Annotated in this window: 17 protein-coding genes; 9 read left to right on the forward strand and 8 right to left on the reverse strand. The window is 76.0% G+C overall.

From position 1 onward, the window contains the following. Nucleotides 1-63 precede the first annotated feature (63 nt). Nucleotides 64-1,221, reverse strand: a complete 1,158-nt coding sequence (locus tag MN205_RS06985; RefSeq protein ID WP_242125663.1) for a rhamnogalacturonan acetylesterase — start codon at nucleotides 1,219-1,221, stop codon at nucleotides 64-66. Between the two features lie 380 nt (nucleotides 1,222-1,601). Between MN205_RS06985 and MN205_RS06990 the strand changes: the two genes are divergently transcribed. Both MN205_RS06990 and MN205_RS06995 read left to right on the forward strand, forming a co-directional pair. Then, the gene (locus MN205_RS06990; RefSeq protein WP_242125665.1) at nucleotides 1,602-4,325 is read left to right on the forward strand and encodes a hypothetical protein; all 2,724 of its coding nucleotides are present in this window, start codon (nucleotides 1,602-1,604) and stop codon (nucleotides 4,323-4,325) included. Between the two features lie 86 nt (nucleotides 4,326-4,411). Further along, nucleotides 4,412-5,227: an exodeoxyribonuclease III gene (locus MN205_RS06995; RefSeq protein WP_374115871.1), complete on the forward strand. Its 816-nt coding sequence runs from the start codon at nucleotides 4,412-4,414 to the stop codon at nucleotides 5,225-5,227. Here the strand turns inward: MN205_RS06995 and MN205_RS07000 are convergent. Both MN205_RS07000 and MN205_RS07005 read right to left on the reverse strand, forming a co-directional pair. Continuing rightward, nucleotides 5,211-5,660 carry a hypothetical protein gene (locus MN205_RS07000; protein ID WP_374115874.1) on the reverse strand — a complete coding sequence of 150 codons (450 nt, stop codon included), beginning with the start codon at nucleotides 5,658-5,660 and terminating at the stop codon, nucleotides 5,211-5,213. The genes MN205_RS06995 and MN205_RS07000 overlap by 17 nt on opposite strands. A gap of 2 nt (nucleotides 5,661-5,662) precedes the next feature. Further along, nucleotides 5,663-6,079 carry an organic hydroperoxide resistance protein gene (locus tag MN205_RS07005; RefSeq protein ID WP_242125670.1) on the reverse strand — a complete coding sequence of 139 codons (417 nt, stop codon included), beginning with the start codon at nucleotides 6,077-6,079 and terminating at the stop codon, nucleotides 5,663-5,665. 96 nt (nucleotides 6,080-6,175) lie between these two features. Between MN205_RS07005 and MN205_RS07010 the strand changes: the two genes are divergently transcribed. From MN205_RS07010 to MN205_RS07035, 6 genes are all read left to right on the forward strand, one after another. Continuing rightward, nucleotides 6,176-6,808: a TetR/AcrR family transcriptional regulator gene (locus MN205_RS07010; protein WP_242125672.1), complete on the forward strand. Its 633-nt coding sequence runs from the start codon at nucleotides 6,176-6,178 to the stop codon at nucleotides 6,806-6,808. A 173-nt stretch (nucleotides 6,809-6,981) separates the two neighbouring features. Then, entirely contained in the window at nucleotides 6,982-7,938 is a 957-nt protein-coding gene (locus MN205_RS07015; protein ID WP_242125674.1) for an ABC transporter ATP-binding protein, read from the forward strand. Next, nucleotides 7,919-8,848, forward strand: a complete 930-nt coding sequence (locus MN205_RS21695) for a hypothetical protein (protein ID WP_242125676.1) — start codon at nucleotides 7,919-7,921, stop codon at nucleotides 8,846-8,848. The genes MN205_RS07015 and MN205_RS21695 overlap by 20 nt, the downstream gene beginning before the upstream one ends. Continuing rightward, nucleotides 8,845-9,846 (forward strand): ABC transporter ATP-binding protein, encoded by a 1,002-nt coding sequence (locus MN205_RS07025; RefSeq protein ID WP_242125678.1) that lies wholly within the window; start codon nucleotides 8,845-8,847, stop codon nucleotides 9,844-9,846. The genes MN205_RS21695 and MN205_RS07025 overlap by 4 nt, the downstream gene beginning before the upstream one ends. After that, nucleotides 9,843-10,649 carry an ABC transporter permease subunit gene (locus MN205_RS07030; protein ID WP_242125680.1) on the forward strand — a complete coding sequence of 269 codons (807 nt, stop codon included), beginning with the start codon at nucleotides 9,843-9,845 and terminating at the stop codon, nucleotides 10,647-10,649. Before MN205_RS07025 ends, MN205_RS07030 begins: the two co-directional genes overlap by 4 nt. Nucleotides 10,650-10,700: 51 nt before the next feature. After that, nucleotides 10,701-11,729 (forward strand): ATP-binding protein, encoded by a 1,029-nt coding sequence (locus tag MN205_RS07035; RefSeq protein WP_242125682.1) that lies wholly within the window; start codon nucleotides 10,701-10,703, stop codon nucleotides 11,727-11,729. 41 nt (nucleotides 11,730-11,770) lie between these two features. Here the strand turns inward: MN205_RS07035 and MN205_RS07040 are convergent, their stop codons facing one another. The 4 genes from MN205_RS07040 to MN205_RS07055 all read right to left on the reverse strand — a co-directional run bounded on the left by MN205_RS07040 (nucleotide 11,771) and on the right by MN205_RS07055 (nucleotide 15,425). Then, the gene (locus MN205_RS07040) at nucleotides 11,771-12,229 is read right to left on the reverse strand and encodes a hypothetical protein (protein WP_242125684.1); all 459 of its coding nucleotides are present in this window, start codon (nucleotides 12,227-12,229) and stop codon (nucleotides 11,771-11,773) included. Nucleotides 12,230-12,256: 27 nt separating this feature from the next. After that, nucleotides 12,257-13,456 (reverse strand): galactokinase, encoded by a 1,200-nt coding sequence (gene galK / locus MN205_RS07045; RefSeq protein ID WP_242125686.1) that lies wholly within the window; start codon nucleotides 13,454-13,456, stop codon nucleotides 12,257-12,259. Then, complete coding sequence (gene galT, locus MN205_RS07050; protein ID WP_255818321.1) at nucleotides 13,453-14,553, reverse strand: galactose-1-phosphate uridylyltransferase; 1,101 nt, start codon at nucleotides 14,551-14,553, stop codon at nucleotides 13,453-13,455. Before galT ends, galK begins: the two co-directional genes overlap by 4 nt. Before the next feature lie 68 nt (nucleotides 14,554-14,621). After that, complete coding sequence (locus MN205_RS07055) at nucleotides 14,622-15,425, reverse strand: DeoR/GlpR family DNA-binding transcription regulator (protein WP_242125690.1); 804 nt, start codon at nucleotides 15,423-15,425, stop codon at nucleotides 14,622-14,624. A 164-nt stretch (nucleotides 15,426-15,589) separates the two neighbouring features. Between MN205_RS07055 and MN205_RS07060 the strand changes: the two genes are divergently transcribed. Next, nucleotides 15,590-18,547: a glycoside hydrolase family 2 TIM barrel-domain containing protein gene (locus MN205_RS07060; protein ID WP_308220247.1), complete on the forward strand. Its 2,958-nt coding sequence runs from the start codon at nucleotides 15,590-15,592 to the stop codon at nucleotides 18,545-18,547. 19 nt (nucleotides 18,548-18,566) lie between these two features. Here the strand turns inward: MN205_RS07060 and MN205_RS07070 are convergent, their stop codons facing one another. Continuing rightward, nucleotides 18,567-19,781, reverse strand: a complete 1,215-nt coding sequence (locus MN205_RS07070; protein ID WP_374115875.1) for a pyridoxal phosphate-dependent aminotransferase — start codon at nucleotides 19,779-19,781, stop codon at nucleotides 18,567-18,569. Nucleotides 19,782-19,785 lie beyond the last annotated feature (4 nt).

A 19,785-nucleotide genomic window follows, 5' to 3' on the forward strand; every position in this document is an offset into this window, starting at 1 on the left:
GCGGCCCCCGGTGGCGGAGAACGCCTGCAGCAGTAGGGTTCGCGCCGCCGGGGGCTCCGGGGGTCAGGGCGTCGCCCAGTACCTGTCCGGCACGAGGCCGAGGTCGCGCAGCGCGCCGGCGACGAGGGCGGAGTACACCGTGGCGCCGTGCTCGGAGGTGTGGGTCCGGTCGCCGTTGACGCGGTACAGGTAGAGCGTCTCGGACTCGACGCGGCCCAGCCCCTCGACCAGCCCCTCGCTCATCGCGGTCAGGTCGACGAGGTCCACGTCGAGTTCCGCCGCCGTGGCGCGCACCTCCGCGGGCAGGTCCACGCCCAGGCCGTTGACGATCAGGCCGGTGGGGTTGAGCTGGTCGCCGGTGAACCTGTGCCGCACGATCGGCGTCACGAGGACCGGGGTCGCCCCCCTCGCCCGCACCTGCTCGACGATCGTGGTGAGGTTCCGGCGGTACTGCTCCGCGGTCGTCCCCTTGTCGTTGTGGGCGAGCTGGACCAGGACGGCGTCGCCGCGGCGCAGCTGGGGCACCAGGGACGCGAACATCCGCGGGTCGGCCAGGACGGAGACCGTGCTCTCGCCGGAACCGGAGTGGTTCACCACCGACACGCCGTGTCGGAAGGAGCGCGGCAGGTGCTGCCCCCACCCGGTGTACGGCGGGTCCTCCTGGTCCGTGACGGTCGAGTCGCCCATCAGGAAGAGCCGGGTGGTGCTCCGCTCGGGGGCCGCGGCGATGCCGATGCCGGCCACCGCCGGCGCCGGGCCGTCGAACGTGAGCGTCAGCCCGGGCTCGCCGCGGTCGGGGGAGGAGTTCTGCTGCCCCTCCGGGGTGCGCACGTCCACGGTCCAGGTGCGCCGCACGAGCTGCCCGGGGCCGGTGTCGACCTGCTCGGACAGGAGGCGGCGGGCCTCGGTCAGCACCCGGGTGGCGGCCGCTTCGCGGCGCGAGCCCAGCAGGACCGTGACGTCGTAGTGCCCGGGGGGCAGGTCGTACGTGCACACCACCGGCGCCTCGCCGGTGCAGGCGCTCAGCAGGGCGCGGTCGGGCTGCGGTGCCGGGCGGTACCCGCGTCCGTCCTCCGGGCCGGCGGCGGACGCCGGCCCGGAGGCGACGATCGACGCGGCCCCGAGCAGGGCGGCCGCTGCGGTCGCCGCCGACCTCAGCGGCCGGCGCGGCCGGGCGTCGCGGGCGCCCGGGGTGCTCGTCCCACGGTCGGTGCGGGGCATGGCGGTCACTCCTTCGTGACGACGGTGCGGACCGGTCGAGTCCTCGGCCGATGCTGACGGAACCCGGCAGCCCGGCCGCCGCGAACGGACAAGAACGTGCAGGGCGGGGCCGCCGGGGGCCCGGTCGGACGCCGCCGGGTGCGCTGACCGCTTTTGTCCGCTTCCCCCGGCGGTGGGCGGGCGGATCACACGATGACCTGGCACCCGGCGACCCCGGTGCACCGACAGCGAGCGACGAGGCCGACTGCGGAGGAGCAGGGGCCGTGACCGTGCGGCGACCCCTCCGCCGGCCGGCGATCCGCCACGACCGGGTCCCTCGGTCGACTCGTCACCCGTCCAGCACGACCGTCCTGTGCTCGTCACTCAAGGAGCTGAACACCGTGGTCCACCTCACCCGACGCACCGTGCTGGCCTCGGCCGCCGGCGGGGCCGCCCTGACCGCCGCTCAGCCCGGCAGCGCCCGGGCCGCGGCCACCGCTGCCCCGCCGTTCGTCCCGAAGGGGCACGACCCCGTCGACCTGCGCTGGCTGGAGGGCGGTGCCCCGGCCGAGCTCGCCGGCGGCACCACGTGGGGGGTGCCGTGGCCCCGGGGCGCCCTCGCGCCGGACCAGCAGTTCTCCCTGACCACCGCGTCCGGCGACGCGGTCCCGGTGCAGACCTGGCCCACGGGCTGGTGGCCGGACGGGTCGGTGAAGTGGACCGCCCACGCGAGCAGCTCGGCCGCCCCGCGCGGCGAGGGCTACCGCCTGGCGCCGGGAACGCCGCAGGCGCCCGCGCGCCCCCTGACCGTGCGCACCAGCGGCGGCGCGGTCACCGTGGACACCGGTGTGGTCCGGGTGGCCTTCGCCCGCGACGGCGACGAGCTCGTCAAGTCCATCGAGCGCGGCGGCACCGTCATCGCCCGGAACGGCCGGCTGGTCGCCTCCCGCCAGGACGAGCCGAGCACGGAGGGCGCGAAGAAGGTCGGATCCGAGTCCTCCGCCGGTGTCGTGGAGTCCGTGGAGGTCGAGCAGGACGGGCCGGTGCGCGCGGTCGTCAAGGTCACGGGCAAGCACGGCAGGGGCGGGAAGGGCTGGCTGCCGTTCGTGGTGCGCTTCTACCTGTACGCCGGTTCCGACGCCGTCCGCCTCGTGCACAGCGTCGTCTTCGACGGCGACGCGGAGAAGGACTTCATCAACGGTCTCGGCGTGCGGTTCACGGTGCCCGTGCGCGGCGAGCTGCACGACCGGCACGTCCGCTTCGCCGGCCAGGACGAGGGCGTGCTGGCCGAGGCCGTGCGCGGCATCACCGGCCTGCGCCGCGACCCGGGCGCGGCCGTGCAGCAGGCCCAGTACGAGGGGCGGGCCACACCCCCCACGGACACGTGGGACGAACGCGTCACCTCGCGGCTGCAGTGGATCCCCGCGTTCGGCGACTACAGCCTGCACCAGCTGAACGCCCACGGGTTCGAGGTCCACAAGCGCACCGGCAAGGGGCGCTCGTGGATCAAGGTCGACGGGGGCGGCCGGGCGAGGGGCCTGGGGTACGTGGGTTCGCCCACCGGGGGCCTGGCCTTCGGGATGCGGAACTTCTGGCAGCTGCACCCGACCGAGCTGGAGGTCAGCGGCGCGGCCGGCGAGGAGGCCACCGCGACGGTGTGGGCGTGGTCGCCGCGCGCGGCCGCGATGGACCTGCGCTTCTACCACGACGGCATGGGGCAGGACACGTACGAGGAGCAGCTCGACGCGCTGGAGATCACCTACGAGGACTACGAGCCGGGTTTCGGCACGCCCCACGGCATCGCCCGCACCACCGAGATGACCTTCTGGGCGCTGGAGGCCACCCCGACGGCCGAGCGCTTCAGCCGGCTCGCCGAGGCGAACGCCACACCCCCGCTGCTGGCGTCGAGCCCGCAGCACAACCGCTCCGCCGGCGTGTTCGGCGCGTGGTCCCCGGTGGACCGCTCCAGCCCGGCCAAGGTGGAGCTGGAGGACAAGCTGGAGAAGATCCACCGCTACCACCGCGAGCAGGTCGACCAGCGCTCCTGGTACGGGTTCTGGGACTACGGCGACGTGATGCACAGCTACGACGCGGTCCGGCACGTCTGGCGCTACGACGTCGGCGGTTACGCCTGGGACAACTCCGAGCTGTCGACCGACTCCTGGCTCTGGTACCACTACCTGCGCACCGGTGACGCGGCCGCGTTCCGCTTCGCGGAGGCGATGACCCGGCACACCGGCGAGGTCGACGTCTACCACCTCGGCAGGTTCGCCGGCCTGGGCACCCGGCACGGGGTCCAGCACTGGGCGGACAGCGCGAAGCAGGTCCGCATCAGCAACGCCGGCTACCGCCGGTTCTACTACTTCCTCACCGCGGACGAGCGCGTCGGCGACCTCATGCACGACCTGATCGACGCCGACGAGACCTTCCTCACCCTCGACCCCGCCCGCAAGATCCGGGAGGGCGCCTACGAGCCCGACCCCGCGGCCCTCGCGGTCAGCAAGACCACCGACTGGGGTGCGCTGGCGATGGCGTGGCTGGCCGAGTGGGAGCGCAACGGGGACCCGATCGCCCGCACCAAGCTGATCAACGGCGCCACCACCATCGCGGCGCTGCCGAACGGCTGGGCGCAGGGCGGGGACATCACCTACGACCTCGCCGACGGCAGGTTCTCCTCCGCCACCGAACCCAGCGTCTCCGTCGGCAGCCTCAGCTCCGTCTTCGGGCTCATCGAGCTGATGACGGAACTCGTCGAGCTGATCGACGACCCGCAGGTGAGGGACCAGTGGGTCGAGTTCTGCCGCCTGTACAACGCGACGAAGGAGGAGCAGGCCGCGGTCTCCGGTTCCGACTGGGGCAACCTGAACCTGCGCCAGGCGTACTCCCGCGCGACCGCCTACGCCGCGAACCAGCTGGACGACGCGGAGCTCGCCCAGCGCGCGTGGGCGGAGCTGCGCCGCGGTCACGCCGGTTACCCGCAGGGCCACCCCTTCGACAGCGTCCGCGTCGACGGGCCGGCCGTCCTCAACCCGGTCGACGAGGCGGACCTCAGCACCAACGCGAACGCGCAGTTCGGTCTGGCGGTCATCCAGTGCCTGGCGCTGGTCGGCGACGCGCTCGACTGAACCCGGCCGCCACCGGCGCGGCCCGCGGCCGGTGACCCGCGCGCCCGCGCCACCCCCCNCCGGGTGGCGCGGGCGCTGCGGGGAGGATGGAGGGCGTGCTGACCGTCGCCACCGTCAACGTCAACGGCATCCGCGCCGCCGTGCGCCGCGGCATGGCCTCCTGGCTCGCCGAGCGCGACCCGGACGTCCTGTGCCTGCAGGAGGTCCGGGCCCCCGACGAGGTCCTCGGGGCACTGCTCGACGACGCCCTGGGCGACGGCTGGCACGTCGCGCACTGCGAACCCACCGACGCCGGCACCAAGGGGCGCGCCGGCGTCGCGGTCGCCACCCGGCTGCCGGTGGGGGAGCAGCGCACCACCCTGCACCCGCGCTTCGACGGCGCCGGCCGCTGGGTGGAGCTGGACGTCGAGACCCCGGCGGGCACGGTGACCGTGGTGTCGGTGTACGTGCACACCGGCGAGGCGGGCACCGAGAAGCAGGACGACAAGATGGCGTTCCTCGACGCGGTCACGGCGCGGCTGGAGCAGTTGCGCACCAGCGGGAACCACGCCGTCGTGTGCGGCGACTACAACGTCGCCCACCGCAACGAGGACATCAGGAACTGGAAGGGGAACCTGAAGAAGTCGGGTTTCCTGCCCGAGGAACGGGCGTACTACGACCGCTGGTTCGAAGAGGGCTGGGTGGACGTCGTGCGTTCCCTGCACCCCGGGGTGGAGGGCCCGTACTCGTGGTGGAGCTGGCGCGGGCAGGCGTTCGACCGGGACACCGGGTGGAGGATCGATCTGCAGGTCGCGACCGGTGGGCTCGCGGCGCGCGCGACGAGCGCGGTGGTCGACCGGGCCCCCTCCTACGCGGAGCGGTTCAGCGACCACGCGCCCGTCGTCGTCACCTACGACGCCTGACGCGCTCCCGCCAGGCCCGCCACGCGCCGGTTCCCCACAGCGACCACACCACGAGCGCCGGCTGGAACAGCAGCCGCACGGCGCGCGCGGTGTCGGAGTCGAGCCCGAACGCGTCGGTGCGGGTCAGCAGCTGGGAGACGTTGCCGGGGAAGACCGCGACGAAGAACGCCGCGGTCGTGGCGCCGACGACGGCACGCGCGGGCCGGCGCCAGGTGAGCAGCAGCGCCCCGCCGAGGGCGAGTTCCACGACACCGGAGGCCACCACGACGAGGTCCGGGTCGAGGGGGACCCACGGCGGCACCTGCGCCTGGAACTCCTGCCGCAGCGTCGTCAGGTGCCCGGCGCCGGCACCCACCAGCACCAGGCCGAGGGCGGCCTGCGCGGCGGTGCGGGCGGCGCGGGAGCGCGGCGCCGGGCGCGCGTCGTCGGCCACGCTCACGCCGTGACGGTCTCGAGGGTGACCTCGACGTTGCCGCGGGTGGCGTTGGAGTACGGGCACACCTGGTGGGCGGCCTCGACGAGCTCCTCGGCCGCCACCTGCTCCAGCCCGCCGAGCTCGACGTGCAGGGTGACCTCCAGGCCGAACCCGCCGGTGTCGTTCGGGCCGATCCCGACCTCGGCGGTCACCGCGGAGTCGGAGAACGCGGTCCCCCGCTCGCGGGCGACGGCCTTCAGGGCGCTGTGGAAGCAGGCGGCGTAACCGGCGGCGAAGAGCTGCTCGGGGTTGGTGGCGCCGCCGGGGCCGCCCATCTCGCGGGGCAGGGCCAGGTCGAGGTCGAGCAGGCCGTCGTCGGTGCGGGTGCGGCCGGCGCGGCCCTCGCCGGTGGCGACGGCGGTGTAGACGGCGGGCACGGGGCCTCCAGGTGAGCAGGGAGAACGTTCGTTCTTCCTCAGTGGACACCCGCCGGGCGTGCAGGTCAAGCGCGCGGGCGCGGTTACCGTGGGGTCGTGGTGACAGCGGTGAGCGGGGACGCGCGGGCCGCGCGCCCCTCCGAGGCGCGCGAACGGCTGCTGCGCACGGCGTCCGCCCTCTTCTACGCCGAGGGCGTGCGCGCGGTCGGCGTCGACCGCGTCGTCGCCGAGGCCGCCGTCACCCGCGCCACCTTCTACCGGCACTTCCCCGGCAAGCAGGACCTCGTCGTCGCCTACCTCCAGGGCGTCGACGCCGCCGTCCGCCGGGCGGCCGGCGACGTGCCCGAGGAGCCGGCGGCGGCCGCCGGCTGGCTGCGCCGCTTCTCCGGGCGGGTCTCCGGTGAGCTGTGCGGCGGGGGTTTCCGCGGCTGCCCGTTCATCAACGCGGCCGCCGAGCACCCCGACGCCACGGGCCCCGTCCGGCGGGCCGTCGCCGCCCACCGCCGGTGGCTGGTGAGCACCGTCACCGCGGTGTTCGAGCGCACCGGGCACCCCGACCCGTCCGCCGCGGCGCAGCGCTGGCTCGTGCTGCGCGACGGCGCCATGGTCGCCGGCTACCTGTCCGACCCCGCCGCGGCCGCGGCCGCGCTGCGCGACGGTGCGGAGGACCTGCTCGCCGCCGGCCCGGAGCCTCAGCGCACCGGCGCCGCGACCGCCCCCGGCCGGTAGCGCACGCCCGGCCGGCCCGTCTCGGCGTCGACGGACACCTCGGTGCGGACCCCGTGCACGTCGGCGCGACGTCGACGTCCGGCGGTTCCGCGCTCCCGATCTCCACCGATCCTCCGGCGGGTCTACGACCGGCGGGGGATCCGCCGGGGCCCGCCGGGTGGTTGTCTGGCCGTGTGACGACCACGGACGCCCCGGCGATCGAGTGCTCCGGGCTGAGCAAGGGGTTCGGCGAGGTGCGCGCGCTGGACGGCCTGACCGTTGCGTTCACCGCGCCCGCCACGGGCCTGCTGGGCGCGAACGGCGCCGGCAAGTCCACGTTCATGCGCGTCGCCCTGGGGCTGGTGCGGCCGGACTCCGGGACGCTGCGGGTGCTGGGGATGGACGCCGCCCGCGAGCGCGGCGAGGTGCGCCGGCGGGTGGGGTTCATGCCGGAGCACCCGTGCCTGCCGCTGGACATGTCGGCGCAGGAGGTGTGCGTGCACCTGGCGCGCCTGCGCGGGCTGGGCCGGCGCGACGCGGTGCGACGCGCCAGCGAGGTGCTGTTCGCGGTCGGGCTGGAGGAGGAGCGCCGCCGCCCGGTGGGCACGTACTCCCTGGGCATGCAGCAGCGCACGAAGCTGGCGCAGGCCCTCGTGCACGGCCCCGAGCTGGTGCTGCTGGACGAGCCGACGTCGGGGCTGGACCCGGCGGGGCGCGAGGAGATGCTGCAGCTGGTGCGGCGGCTCTCGCGCGACCTGGGGGTGCGCGTGGTGACCAGCTCCCACGTCCTCGACGACGTGGAGCGCACCTGCGACGAGGTGGTGGTGCTGCGCGCCGGTGCGCTGGCCGCGCAGCGGCCCGTGGCGGTGGGCCACGACCCCGGCGGGGCGGTCCACGTGCGCGTCGGCGGGGACCCGGTGGAGTTCGCGGCCGCGCTGGCGCCGCGGCTGGAGCCGCTGGGGGTGCGGGCGGCGCCGACGCCGACGGGCGACGTGGGGATCAGCGCGGGCACGGACGCGGCGCTGGACGCCGTGCGGGACCTGGCCGCCGAGCAGGGCCGGGCGCTGGTGCGGCTGGTGGCCGACGGGCGCGGACTGGAGGACGTGGTGCTGGACGCGATGGAGGGGCGGGGTGAGCGGACCGGTGGCTGAGGTGTCCAGCGGGGTGCCCGGCGGGGTCGCGGGCGGTGGCCCCGGCGGGGCGGCGGCGCCGCGGGCGGTGCTGCACGACGTGCGGTACTCGCGGTTCACGGGCGCGCTGCGCCCGCGGCGCAGCGCGGTGGGCGCGCTGGTGGCGGCGGGGGTTCGCCGGCCGCTGGGGCTGCGGCGCAGCGCGGGCTCGAAGGTGTGGCCGTTCCTGCTGCTGGCGGCGGCGTACCTGCCTGCGCTGGCGGTGGTGGCGGTGCCGCTGCTCGTCCCGCAGGTGGACGTGCAGCCGACCGAGCTCATCGGCTACCCGCAGCTGCTGGCGACGAACTCGGTGGTGGTGCTGGCGTTCGTCGCCACCGCCGTGCCGACGGTCCTCACGCGCGACCGGCGCGACCGGGTGCTGTCGCTGTACTTCGCCACGGCGCTCTCGCGCGCCGAGTACGTGCTGGGTGCGGCGCTGTCGGCGGTGGCGCTGCTGCTGCTGATCGTGCTGGGGCCGGCGCTGGTGCTGTTCGTCGGCTCCATCGCCACGGCCGGCGACCCGGGCGGCTGGTTCACCGAGCACGTCGGCGACCTGCCCCGGATCCTGCTGGCCTCGCTGGTCGTGGTGCTGCCGAACGCGGCGCTGGGGCTGGCGGTGGCGTCGCTGACGTCGCGGCGGATCGTCGCGGTGGGCGGCTACCTGGCGGTGGTCCTGGTGGGGCCCGTGCTCAGCCGCCTGGTGGCGGTGGTGGTCGAGGCGGACTGGCCGCTGGCCTTCGACCCGGCGGGCGGCCCGGTGCTGCTGGCCACGGCGGTGGTGGACGGCGCGCCGGCGCCGCAGGGCGCGCTGGCGTGGGTGGTGTGGGCGGCGCTGGTCGTCGCGGGGTCGGCCGTGCTCGTCGGCCGCTACGGCAGGGGGAGCGACGCGTGAGCGCGACGGTGAGCGGACCGGTGGGCGCCGCGGCGGGTGCGGTGGCGGGTGCGGCGGAGCGGGCCGTGGTGGAGGTCGACGGCGTCAGCCGGTGGTTCGGCGACACGGTGGCGCTCTCGGACGTGTCGTTCGCGCTGGGGCCGGGCGTCACCGGCCTGCTGGGGCACAACGGCGCGGGCAAGTCCACGGTGCTGTCGCTGCTGGCCGGGTCGGTGCGGCCCAGCCAGGGGCGGGTGCGGGTGCTGGGCGGCGACCCGCACGCCGAGGTGGGCGTGCACCGGGCCCTGGGGGTCGTGCCCGACGGGGAGGGCACGTGGTCGCACGCCACCGCCCACGCGCAGGTGGCGTTCCTGGCCCGCCAGCGCGGGGTGCGGGACGCGTCCGCGGCGGCGAGCGCCGTGCTGGACCGGGTGGGTCTCGGTGCGGCCGCGCACCGGCGGGTGGGGGGCTTCTCCAAGGGGATGCGCCAGCGGGTGCGCCTGGCGCAGGCCCTCGTGCACGACCCGCAGGTGCTGCTGCTGGACGAGCCGTTCAACGGCCTGGACCCCGCGCAGCGCCGCGCCGACGTGGACCTGGTGGCCTCCCTCGGCGAGGAGGGCCGCACGGTGCTGGTGTCCTCGCACGTGCTGGCCGAGGTGGAGCGGATGGCGCGGCGGGTGCTGGTGGTCGTCAACGGCCGGCTGGTCGCCGAGGGGGAGCCCGCCGCGATCCGCGACCTGCTGGTGGACCGGCCGCGCACCGTGCACCTGGACGGCCCGCGCGTGCTGGAGCTGGCCGGGCTGCTGCTGGCCGAGGGCGTCGTGGAGTCCGTGCAGCGCGACGCGACCGGCCGCGGCGGCGTCCTGGTGCAGGCGCCGCGCGCCACCGCGCTGGCCGAGGCGGTGCCGGCGCTGGCGCGGCGGGTGGGCGCCACCCTGCGACGGGTGGAACCGGTGGGTGAGGACCTGGAGAGCACGTTCGCGCACCTGGTGCGCCGGGCGAGGGGAGCGGGCAGGTGAGCGCCACGACGGGCGGGACCACGGGCGGGACCACGGCCGGGACCAGGGGGTCCCGGGGCGGTCCCGGGGGGTTCTCGACGACCCTGTTCGGCTTCTCGCTGCGGGGCCTGCTGGTGCGCGGGCGCACCGCGGCGCTGGCGCTGCTGCCGCTGGCGGTGGCGGCCGTGGCCGTGGTGGTGCTGGCCGCCACCAGCGTGCCCGGCCGCTACGGGTTGCAGACGACGCTGGCGGGGGACCTGCTGGTCGGGCTCGTGGTGCCGATCGTGGCGCTGGTGCTGGGCACCGGCGCGTTCGGCGACGAGCGCGAGAGCGGCACGCTGCCGCTGCTGCGGGCCCTGGTGCGGCCCCGCTGGCACGTCGTGGTGGCGCGCACCGCGGCGGCGTGGGTGTCGGCGGTCGTGGTGTGCCTGCCGGCGGTCGTGGCGTGCGCGGTGGTGGGGACGTCGATCAACCTGCCCGCCGGTGAGGTCGTCGCCGGGCTGCTGCTGGCCACGGCGCTGACCGCGGCGGCGTACTGCGCCCTGTTCGTGCTGCTGTCGCTGCTGGCGCGGCACGGCCTGCTGGCGGGGCTGGCCTACGTGGTGCTGTGGGAGACGTTCCTGGCGGGGCTGGCGCCGGCGCTGCGGGGGCTGTCGATCGGCTCCTACGGCCGCCGGGTCGTCACCCTCGCCACGCCCGGCGACGTGCCGCTGGGCACGGTCGCCGCCACGGGGGTGACGACGTCGGTGCTGGTGCTGGCCGGGGTGGCGGTGGTGGCGGTGGCGCTGTCGTCGTGGCGCCTGCAGCGCATGGACGTGGTGTAGGGCGCCACTCCCGTCCGGGCCGCCCGCGCCGGTGCGTGCCAGTCTGGGCGGGTGGCTGGTGACGCGACGCCCGGTGCCCCCGAGGCCGGTGCCCCGACGGTCGAGGTGCGCCTGCTCGGCCTGCCGCTGCGGACCCGGGCGCGGTTGAGCGCGCACGTGGAGGGGCTGCTGCGGGAGCTGGCGCTCGTCCGGATCGGCGAGGAGCGCAGCACCGGCTCCACGCTGCCCCGGCGCCTGCTGGAGCTGGCCGTCGACCTGCACACCACCTACGCCCCGTACCGGGCCCAGCGCGCCGGGGCCATGGAGGAGGCGCTGGCGGCGGGGGAGGAGTTCTTCGACGCCGTCTACGACGCCTCGCCGGCGTCGGCCGGGTACGTGCGGAACCTGCTGGACGCCCTGGAGGAGGCCGACGGCTTCTGCCGCGAGCGCCGCCACCTGCTGACCCTGCCGGCCCCCGAGGAGCTGGTGACGTTCCGGCGCTGGCTGTTCGGGGAGATCCTGCGGCAGCTGGCGGGCGGCGAGCCGCGCCCCTGGCACGGGCCCTCCCGGCGCGAGGATCCGGGCGACGCCGCGCCGCCCCTGCCCGCTCCGTTCCCGCTCCCGGAGAGCGCCGGCGGTGCGGCGGCCGGCCGGGTGGTGGGCGGGCTCCTCGTGCTGGAGTCCGTGGCCAGCGCCGTGTCCGCCGCCCGCCGCCACGTGCGCCGCGCGCTGGCCGAGCTCGGGGCCGGGGCGGTGGAGGAGTCCGCGGAGATGGCGGTCTCGGAGCTGGTGACGAACGCGCTGCTGCACGCCGGCACCGCGTTCACCGTCGCGGTGCGGGAGGTGCCCGGCGGGCGGGTGCGCGTGGAGGTCACCGACGCCTCGCCCGTGCCGGTGCAGCAGCGCCACCTCGGGGCCGCCGCCACCACCGGGCGCGGGCTGCACCTGGTGGCGGCGGCCTCCACCCGGTGGGGCGTGGACCCGTTGCCGGAAGGCGCCGGGCCGGGCAAGACGGTGTGGTGCGAGCCGCGCGAGGCTCCGGAGGACACCGGCGGCCTCCACGTCGCGGCGTGGGCCGGGGAGCTGGAGGACCTGCTGTAGCGGGGCCCGCTGCAGCGGGGCCTGCCGCGGCGGGGGCGGGTTCAGCGGCGGGAGCGGTCACCCGGGCGCGCCGCCACGTCCTGCTCGGCCAGGTCGAGCAGGAACGAGCCGTCCGGGGCCAGGTCGCCGGTGAGCACCAGGCGCCAGGCCGCGGGGACGGGCGGTGCCTCGCCCGGGTCGACGCCGCGGGCGTGCAGCCAGCGCCGGTCGGCGTCCACGCGCTCGCGCCACGCCCGCCGGTTCAGCCACCACGAGACGCCCAGCACCGCGCCGGACAGCAGCGCCGACAGCGCCACCGCGACCGCACCCCACCCCTGCACGGGGGTGATGCTGCCCACCGCGGCCCGCGCCCCGGCCACCGCCGGGCGGACGTGCGGTGAACCGCGGGCGAACGCCGGGGTCACGTCCTCGCGCACGGCGGTGACGGCGACACCGGTGCTGGCCGACGGCTGCACCTCCACGTCGTCCAGCGCCCCCGGCGCCGCGAACCCGCGGACCACGCGCCCGGGGACCCGCGGCCGGCCGCGTCAGGCGTCGCGGCCGGCGCCCTCCGAGGGCAGGGCCGCGAGGAACTGCGGCGCGCGCAGCTCCTCGCGGGCGAACGCCTCGCGCACCGCGGCCGCCACGCCCGGCACGGCGTCGCGCTCGACCAGGGCGATCGCCGACCCGCCGAAACCACCCCCGGTCATCCGCGCACCCAGCGCACCGGCGGCGCGGGCGGTGTCCACCACCAGGTCCAGCTCGCGGGCGGAGACCTCGTAGTCGTGCCGCAGGGACTCGTGCGAGGCGTCCATGAGCGCGCCGACCTCCCGCACCCGGCCGGCGCGCAGCAGCTCCGCGGTGCGGGCGACCCGGTCGATCTCGGTGACCGCGTGCCGCACGCGACGCCGCAGCACCTGCGCGCCCTCCTCGCCGTCCAGCCGCGCCAGGGCCTCCTCCAGGCCGTCGGGCGCGACGGCCCGCAGGTCCGGCACGCCCAGCACGCGCGCGGCGCGCTCCACGTCGGCGCGGCGCGCGCCGTACTCGCCGCCGGAGTGCGAGTGCGCGGCGCGGGTGTCCACGACGAGCAGCGTCAGCCCGGCGCCGGCCAGGTCCAGCGGCAGGTGCGTCACCGAGTCGTCGCGGGTGTCCAGCAGGATCGCCCCGCCCTCGCGGCAGCGCAGCGACGCGGCCTGGTCCATCCCGCCGGTGTTCGCGCCCGCGACGACGTTCTCGGCCTGCACGCACGCCCCGGCCAGCTCGGCCCGCCCCGCGTCGTCGGTGGGGAGTTCCGCCAGGTCGGCCAGCGCGATGGCCACGGCGCACTCCAGCGCCGCCGACGACGACAGGCCCGACCCCAGGGGGACGTGCCCGTCCACGACGGCGTCGAACCCGTGCTCGTGGCCCATGGCCCACGGCACCCCGGCCACGTAGGCGGCCCACCCCTCGGGGGAACCCGGACCCACGTCGGCCAGCGAACCCTCCCAGTCGGCGCCGGCCTCCTGCGCCGAGCGCACCCGCACGACGTCGTCGTGGCGGGGGCTGAGCGCGACGAACGTGCGGTGCGGCAGCGCCAGCGGCAGGCACAGCCCGCCCGTGTAGTCGACGTGCTCGCCGATGAGGTTCACCCGCCCCGGCGCCGACCACACGCCCTCCGGCGTCTCGCCGAACGCGTCGCGGTAGGCGTCGGCGGCGGCCTCGGCGGCCTCGGCCCGCGCGGGGGCCTCGAAGAACGACGGGGTGCTCACGCGGCCACCTCCCGCAGCCGCGCGGCGATCCGCTCCGGGGTGGTGTCGTTGATCCAGGCGGCCATCGCGGACTCGGAGCCGGCCAGGTACTTCACCTTGCCGGGGCCGCGCAGGACGCTGAAGACCTGCAGGTGCAAGCGGAACTCCTCACGCCCGGTGCGCACGGGCGCCTGGTGCCAGCCGGCGATGTAGGGCAGCGGGTGGTCGTCGGGGTAGTAGCGGTCCAGCCTGCCCAGCAGGTCCAGGTAGGCGGTGACCAGGTCGGCGCGCTCGGCGTCGTCCAGGGCCGGCAGGTCGGGCACGTCGCGGTGCGGGGCGAGGTGCACCTCCACGGGCCAGCGGGCCGCCGCCGGCACGTACGCCGTCCAGTGCTCGGTCTCCAGCACGACGCGGGTGCCGGCGCGGCGCTCGGCGTCGAGCACGTCGCGGAACAGGTTGCGCCCCGTGGCCTCGCGGTGCTCGGCCGCGCGGCGCAGCATCGTGGCGGTCTTCGGCGTGATGAACGGGTACCCGTAGATCTGCCCGTGCGGGTGGGGGAGGGTGACCCCGATCTCCTCGCCGCGGTTCTCGAAGCAGAACACCTGCTCCACGCCCGGCACCCGGGCCAGGCCCTCGGTGCGGTCCACCCACGCCTCCACGACCGTGCGGGCGCGGCGCGGCTCCAGCGTCCCGAACGAGCCGGACGCCTCGCTGGTGAAGCAGATGACCTCCGTGCGCCCGGCCCCGGGGCGCACCGGCCACAGCTCCTCGCCGTCCACCAGGCCCGGCTCGCCGCCCACGCGCGTGGAGAACGACGGGAACCGGTTCTCGAACACCACGACGTCGTAGGCGTCGTCGGGGATCTCGGTGGGGAAACCCCCCGGGGCGGTGGGCGCCAGCGGGTCCTGGTCCGGCGGCGGCATGAGGGTGCGGTCGTTGCGGTGCGAGGCCATCGCGATCCAGTCGCCGGTCAGCGGGTCGCGGCGCACCTGCGAGCCGCCGCGCACGACCTCGTCGGCCGGCGGCAGCGGCCGGTGGTCGACGGCGTCGCGGGTCCGGTCGCCGGACAGCCACGGCTCGGTGTCGTCGAAGTAGATCAGCTCGCGGCCGTCGGCCATGCGGGCCGTGCTGCGCCGGTGGGCGTGGGTGGCGCTGCGGTGCAGGCCGTCCGCGCCGGGGGTGCTGCTCACGGTTCCTCCTGGTGGGGTGCGGTGCTGCTCGCGGGGGCGTCCGCCAGCAGCAGGCGGCCGGTGCGCTCGGCGAGCACCCGGCGGGCGACGGCGGGCAGGCCGTCGTCGCTGACGAGGACGTCGACCTCCTCCAGCGCGGCGATCGTGGTCAGGCCCACCACGCCCCACTTGGTGGCGTCGGCCACGACCACCACGGTGGAGGCGGCGGCCACCAGGGCGCGGTCGGTCTCGCCCTCGACGAGGTTCGGGGTGGTCAGCCCCGCGCGCTCGTGCAGGCCGTGCACACCGAGGAACAGGTGGTCCACGTGCAGGTCCTGCAGGCTGCGCACCGCCACCGGCCCCACGAGGGCGTCGGAGGGGGTGCGGATGCCGCCGGTGAGCACGACGGTGCGGTCGCCGCGGGCGGGGTCGTGCAGGATTTCCGCGGCGGGCGGGGAGTTCGTCACCACGGTCAGGCCGGGCACGTCGCGCAGGTGCCGGGCGACCTCGACGGTCGTGGTGCCCGCGGACAGCGCCACGGACGCGCCGGGTTCGACGAGGGAGGCGGCCAGCGCCCCGATCGCGCGCTTCTGCGCGGTCCGGATCGTGGACTTCGCGGCGAAGCCGGGTTCGGTGCTGCTGCCGGGTGCGGCGGCGCCGCCGTGGACGCGGTCCACCAGGCCCCGCCGGGACAGCTCGGCGATGTCGCGGCGCACCGTCATGTCCGAGACGCCGAGCTGCTCGACGAGGTCGGCGACGCGGACGCTGCCGCGCCGGCGCACGGCGTCGAGGATCGCCTCCTGGCGGCTGCGGGCGAGCACGTCGGGGCACTCCTCCCTCCGGGCCGGCGACCGGTCGAGGATGCCCCCGATGCCCGGTCAGGTCAAACACGACCGCACACGGACGGACAGCAGAGGTGTTGGAGCGTGTGCGGGCGTGTGCGGGGGTGGTTGACGCGGTGGTCCCGGTGAGGGAGGGTCGGCGGGTGACGCAGGCACCGGAGGACGCTGTTCGCACGAGCTGGTTCGAGGGGCACGCGCCCTCCCGGGGCGCCCGCGCTCCGCGCGCGTGGGTGCGCACCGATGCGCCCGCGCTGTCGCTGAACGGCCGCTGGCGCTTCCGGGGCGCCGAGCGCGCAGACACCCCCGCCGACCTGGCCGACCCCGCGCTGGACGACGCCGCGTGGGGCTCGATCACCGTCCCCGGGCACTGGCAGCTGCAGGGCTTCGGCGCCCCCGCCTACACCAACGTCGTCTACCCCTTCCCCGTCGAGCCGCCGCGCGTGCCCGAGGAGAACCCCACCGGCGACCACCGCCGCACCTTCACCCTGCCCGCCGGCTTCCTCGACGGTGCGCGCGCCGTGCTGCGCTTCGACGGCGTGGACTCCGCCTTCACCGCCTGGGTGGACGGGGTCGAGGTCGGCCGCTCGGTGGGCAGCCGCCTCGTCGTGGAGTTCGACGTCACCGACGCCCTCGCCGCCCGCGGCGCCGACGACGAGCACGTGCTGGCCGTGCGCGTGCACCAGTGGTCCTCCGGCAGCTACCTGGAGGACCAGGACATGTGGTGGCTGTCGGGGATCTTCCGCGACGTCACCCTCCTGGCCCGGCCCACCGGCGCCGCCGAGGACGTCTTCGTGCACGCCGACTTCGACGCCGCCACCGGCCGCGGCCTGCTGCGCGTCGACGCCACCGGCGCCGACGGCGAGCCCGTGGACGCGCGCGTGCTGCTGCCCGAGCTGGGCGTGGACGTCGCCGCCGGCGAGGACGTCGGGCTGGACGCGGTGGAACCCTGGTCGGCGGAGGTGCCGCGGCTGTACGACGCCGAGGTCGTCGCCGCCGGGGAGCGCACCCGCCTGCGCGTCGGTTTCCGGCGCGTGGAGATCACCGACGGGGTGTTCACCGTCAACGGCCGCCCCGTGAAGCTGCGCGGCGTCAACCGGCACGAGTTCTCCCCCGACACCGGGCGCACCCTCACCGAGGAGGAGATGCTCGCGGACGTGCTGCTGATGAAGCGGCACAACGTCAACGCCGTCCGCACCAGCCACTACCCGCCCCACCCGCGGTTCCTGGAGCTGTGCGACGAGCACGGCCTGTGGGTGGTCCTCGAGTGCGACCTGGAGACCCACGGGTTCGTGTTCCTGGACTGGCGCGGCAACCCCTCCGACGACCCGGCGTGGGAGGAGGCGTACCTGGACCGGATCCGCCGCACCGTCGAGCGCGACAAGAACCACCCCTCGATCGTGCTGTGGTCGCTGGGCAACGAGTCCGGCACCGGCCGCAACCTGCGCGCGATGTCCGCGTGGCTGAAGGACCGCGACCCCTCCCGCCCCGTGCACTACGAGCACGACTGGGACAGCCCCTACGTCGACGTCTACTCGCGCATGTACGCCTCCCACGAGGAGGTCGCCGCGATCGCCGAGCGCGCCGAGGAGCAGCTCGCCGACGCCGACCTGGACACCCGCCGCCGCGCGATGCCGTTCGTGCAGTGCGAGTACGCGCACGCCATGGGCAACGGCCCCGGCGGGCTGGTGGAGTACCAGGACCTGTTCGAGTCCTCCGACCGCTGCATGGGCGGCTTCGTGTGGGAGTGGATCGACCACGGTCTGCGCCAGCGCGACGCGGCCGGGCGCGAGCGGTTCGCCTACGGCGGCGACTTCGGCGAGGAGCTGCACGACGGGAACTTCGTCGCCGACGGCCTGGTGCTCCCCGACCGCACCCCCTCGCCCGGGCTGCTGGACTACGCGGCGGTCGTCTCGCAGGTGCGCTTCACCGTCGAGGCGACGCCCAGCGGAGACCTGCTGCGTCTGACGAACCGCCACGACGTCGTGGACCTCTCCCACGTCGCGCTCACGTGGACCGTGCAGGACGCCGGTGCCGAGGTGGCCGGCGGGACGCTGCCCACCCCGGGACTGGCCCCGCGCGCCTCGGCGCTGCTGGAGCTGCCCGAGGAGGTCCTGGCCCTGGCCCCGGCGGCGGGGGAGCGGTGGTTCACCGTCACCGCCGCGCTGGCCGAGGCCACCTCCTGGGCCGGTGCCGGTCACGTGCTCTCGACCGGCCAGGTGCAGCTCGCCCCGCCCGCACCGGCCCCGCGCGGTGACGCGGTCGCACCGGTGCGCCGGGGCGCGGACGTCCTGCTCGGCCCCGCCGTGCTCGACGCCCGCACCGGTGCGCTGCGCTCGCTCGGCGGCCTGGCCGTCGAGGAGGGTCCGGTGCTGGACCTGTTCCGCGCCCCCACCGACAACGACGCCGGCCTGCACGGCGAGGCGCTGGAGAAGACCTGGCGGCAGCTCGGCCTGGACCGGCTGCGCACCCGCACCGCCTCGGCCGCCGTGGAGGGCGAGGAGTTCGTCGTCACCACCCGCACCGCCGCCGCCGGCACCGACACCGGTTTCGTCGCGGTGTTCCGCTGGTCCGCGGACACCACCGGGGCGGTGCGCCTGGCGGTGGAGTTCACCCCCGAGGTCCCCGGCGGACCCCTCGGCGCCCCCCTGCCGCGCCTGGGGGTGCGGCTGCGTCTGCCGCACGGCCTGGACGCGGTGACGTGGTTCGGCCGCGGCCCGGGGGAGGCCTACGCCGACACCGGGACCGCCACCCGCGTCGGGCTGTTCACCGCCAGCGTGGAGGAGCTGCAGACGCCGTACGTGCGCCCGCAGGAGAACGGCCGCCGCGCCGACGCGCGGTGGGCCGAGCTGCGCGGCCCCGCCGGGGGTCTGCGGGTGGAGGGCGAGCCGCACGTCGCGTTCGCCGCGCGCCGGTGGAGCACCGCCGAGCTGGACGCCGCCACGCACACCCCGGAACTGGCCGACTCCGGTTCGGTGCACCTGCACCTGGACGTCGCCCAGCACGGCATCGGCACCGGCTCGTGCGGGCCGGGTGCCCTGCCGCAGCACCGCCTGGAGGCGGAGCCGCGCACGTTCTCCCTGGTGCTGCGCCCGCTGGGCTGAGCCCCGCGCCCGGGGTGCCTCAGCCCCGGGCGCGGTCCCCCAGGAACTCCGCGATGCGCCCGACCGCCATCTCCAGGTCCTCCACGCGCGGCAGCGTCACGATGCGGAAGTGGTCCGGCTTCGGCCAGTTGAACCCCGTGCCCTGCACGACGAAGACGTGCTGCTGCTCCAGCAGGTCCAGGATCAGCTGGTAGTCGTCGTCGACGCGGTGCACCTCCGGGTCCAGCCGCGGGAAGCAGTACAGGGCCCCGCGCGGGCGCACGCAGCTCACCCCGGGGATCTCGTTGAGCAGTTCCCACGTGCGCTTGGACTGCTCCGCCAGGCGCCCGCCCGGCAGCACCAGGTCGTTGATGGACTGGTGCCCGCCGAGCGCCGCCTGCACGGCGTGCTGCGCGGGCACGTTCGCGCACAGGCGCATGTTCGCCAGCAGGTCCAGGCCCTCGATGTACCCGCGGGCGTGCCCGGTCGGGCCGGAGACGACCATCCAGCCGGAGCGGAAACCCGCCACCCGGTACGCCTTCGAGAGCCCGTTGAACGTCAGGCACATCAGGTCCGGCGCCAGCGCCGCCGTCGAGACGTGCGTGGCGCCGTCGTAGAGGATCTTCTCGTAGATCTCGTCGGACAGGACGAGCAGGCCGTGCTCGCGGGCCACGCCGAGGATGTCCTGCAGCACCTCGGTGCCGTACACCGCACCGGTGGGGTTGTTGGGGTTGATGACCACCACGGCCTTGGTGCGCTCGGACACCTTCGAGCGCAGGTGCTCCACGTCCGGCATCCAGTCGGCCGACTCGTCGCACAGGTAGTGCACCGGGCGCCCGCCGGCCAGGCTGACCGCCGCCGTCCACAGCGGGTAGTCCGGCGCGGGCACGAGGACCTCGTCGCCCTCGTCCAGCAGCGCCTGCATCGCCATGACGATGAGCTCGCTGACGCCGTTGCCCATGTAGACGCCGTCGACGTCCACCCCCGCGACGCCCTTGGCCTCCGTGTGCTGCACCACGGCGCGGCGCGCCGACAGCAGGCCCTTGCTGTCGCTGTAGCCCTGCGCCACCGGCAGGTTCGCGACGATGTCCTCGAGCAGTTCCGGCGGCGCGTCGAACCCGAACGGGGCGGGGTTGCCGATGTTCAGCTTCAGCACCCGGTGCCCGGCCTGCTCCAGCTCCGTCGCTCGCGTCAGGGCGGGACCGCGCACGTCGTAGAGGACGTCGGCGAGCTTGGAGGACTGACCCAGGTGCACCACG

This window comes from Kineococcus sp. TRM81007 (assembly GCF_022669155.1).
In the GTDB taxonomy this organism is placed as follows: Bacteria; Actinomycetota; Actinomycetes; order Actinomycetales; family Kineococcaceae; genus Kineococcus.